At 73.1% G+C, this 2,312-nt stretch carries 1 protein-coding gene; it reads left to right on the top strand.

Annotated elements, in window-relative coordinates:
- Nucleotides 1-50 precede the first annotated feature (50 nt).
- A complete protein-coding gene (locus FNQ90_RS20085) occupies nt 51-2,123 on the top strand; it encodes a beta-galactosidase (protein WP_182607644.1) in 2,073 nt (690 codons plus the stop codon).
- Nucleotides 2,124-2,312 lie beyond the last annotated feature (189 nt).

The following is a 2,312-nucleotide window of genomic DNA, read 5'->3' on the forward strand; positions in this document are numbered from 1 at the left end:
CCCGTACCGCCCGTACCACCCCTCCGAGCACGGAACGAGGAATCCCGCCCATGGCCTCCCTCTCCGACGTGACCCGCGGACGTCTGCTCCACGGTGGCGACTACAACCCCGAGCAGTGGCCCGAGGAGGTGTGGTCCGAGGACGTGCGCCTGATGCGCGAGGCCGGTGTCAACCTCGCCACCGTCGGTGTCTTCTCCTGGGCGCGCATCGAACCCCGCCCCGGCGTCCGCGACTTCGGCTGGCTCGACCGGGTGATGGACCTGCTCCACGACGCCGGGATCGGCGTCTGCCTGGCCACCGCCACCGCCTCCCCACCCCCCTGGATGGGTGCCCGCTACCCCGAGACCCTGCCCCGGGACGAGAACGGCACCGTCCAGTGGTACGGATCCCGTCAGCAGTACTGCCCCTCCTCGCCGATCTACCGCGAGCACGCCGTACGGCTGGCGGGCGACATCGCCGACCGCTACGCCCATCACCCGGCGCTGCGCCTGTGGCACGTCAACAACGAGTACTGCACCCATTGCTGGTGCGACGTTACCGCCGAACACTTCCGCCGCTGGCTGCGGGCCCGATACGGCGACCTCGACGCCCTCAACGAGGCATGGGGCACCGCCTTCTGGAGCCAGCGCTACGACGACTGGTCGGAGGTGATCCCACCGCGCCGCACCCCCTACCTGGTCAACCCGACCCAGAAACTCGACTTCCACCGCTTCACCTCCGATGCCCTGCTGGAGTGCCACACCGCCGAGCGCGACGCCCTCCGCGCCCGCCGCGCGGACATCCCCGTGACCACCAACTTCATGCCGCTCTTCCCCGGTCAGGACGGCTGGCGCTGGTCGGCCGAGGAGGACGTGGTCTCCGTCGACATCTATCCGGACCCGCGTGCCGACCACCGCTCGACCGGCGGGGCCCCCTTCGGCGCCCTCGTCCAGGACCTCACCCGCTCCCAGGCCAAGGGGCCGTGGATGCTCATGGAGCAGGCCGCCGCCGCCGTGAACTGGCGGGGGGTCAACCCGCCCAAGGCCGAGGGACTGATGCGGCTGTGGTCCCTCCAGGCGGTCGCCCGGGGGGCCGACGCCGTCTGCTTCTTCCAATGGCGCCAGTCCCGCCAGGGCAGCGAGAAGTTCCATTCCGCGATGCTTCCCCACTCCGGTGAGCGCTCCCGCGGATTCGGCCGGGTCGCCGAGTTGGGCGCGGATTTGGCGCGACTCTCCGACTCCGGCGCGGTGGTGGACGCCCGCACCACCGCCGACGTCGTCGTGCTCCACGACTGGGACTCCTGGTGGGCCGACGGACAGCCCGGCCGTCCCTCCGCCGAGGTGGACCACGCCGAGGTGCTGCGCGAGTGGCACCGCGCGCTGTGGAGCCGCAATCTCGCCTGCGACCTCGCCCACCCGGAGGCCGACCTCTCCTCCTATCGCGTGATCGTCGTGCCACACCTGTACCTGATGACCGACGCGGCGCTGGACAACCTGGTGGAGCGGGTCCGGGCCGGCGCCACGCTGGTCTGCGGCTGGTTCACCGGCATCGCCGACGCCGACGACCGCATCCGCGAGGGCGGAATGGACGCCCGGCTGCGCGAACTGTTGGGCATCGACATCGTCCACGAGTGGTGGCCCATGGAGGCGGGGGAGAGCGGAAAGTTGGATGACGGCTCCACCGGCACCGTCTGGAGCGAGGACCTGGAGCCCGTCGGCCCCCGGCAGGGCGCCGGGAGCGGTGAGGGGCCCGAGGTGATCGCCCGCTGGGCGGGCGGTGAGCTGGACGGCCGCCCGGCCGTCCTGCGGCACACCCCGTTCACCGACCCGGCCGACGACCCCGGGCGCGCGGGCGCCCCGGGCGGCTCCGGCACGACGTGGTACCTCTCCACCCAGCCCGATCCTGAGGCCCTGGAGAACCTGCTGGTCCGCGCGGCGGCCGGGGCCGGGGTGGAACCCGTGCTCGCCGACGCCCCCGACGGGGTGGAGGCGGTGCGCCGGGGTGAGGTGCTCTTCCTCCTCAACCACCGCCCCGACCCGGTGACCGTCACCCTTCCGCGGGCCGGCACCGACCTGCTCACCGGCCGCCGGTGTGAGGGCGAGGTCACCCTCGAGCGGTACGGCGTCCTCGCCCTGCGCCCCTGACGCGCCCGGTTCGCCGCCCCGCGCCCCGGCGCGGGGCGGCGAACCGGGGGAAAACCGGGTGCGAGGGACATCCGACCACCTCCTGGCGTCGGCATATGGACCAACCGGAGGAAACACCGGCCGCCCCACCCCCAACCACTTCGACGAGAGCGTGGCCGCCGGCCACGACGACGCCCGGCCCCGGGGGGC

Source organism: Streptomyces alkaliphilus (assembly GCF_014141535.1).
GTDB classification, from domain to species: domain Bacteria; phylum Actinomycetota; class Actinomycetes; order Streptomycetales; family Streptomycetaceae; genus Streptomyces; species Streptomyces alkaliphilus.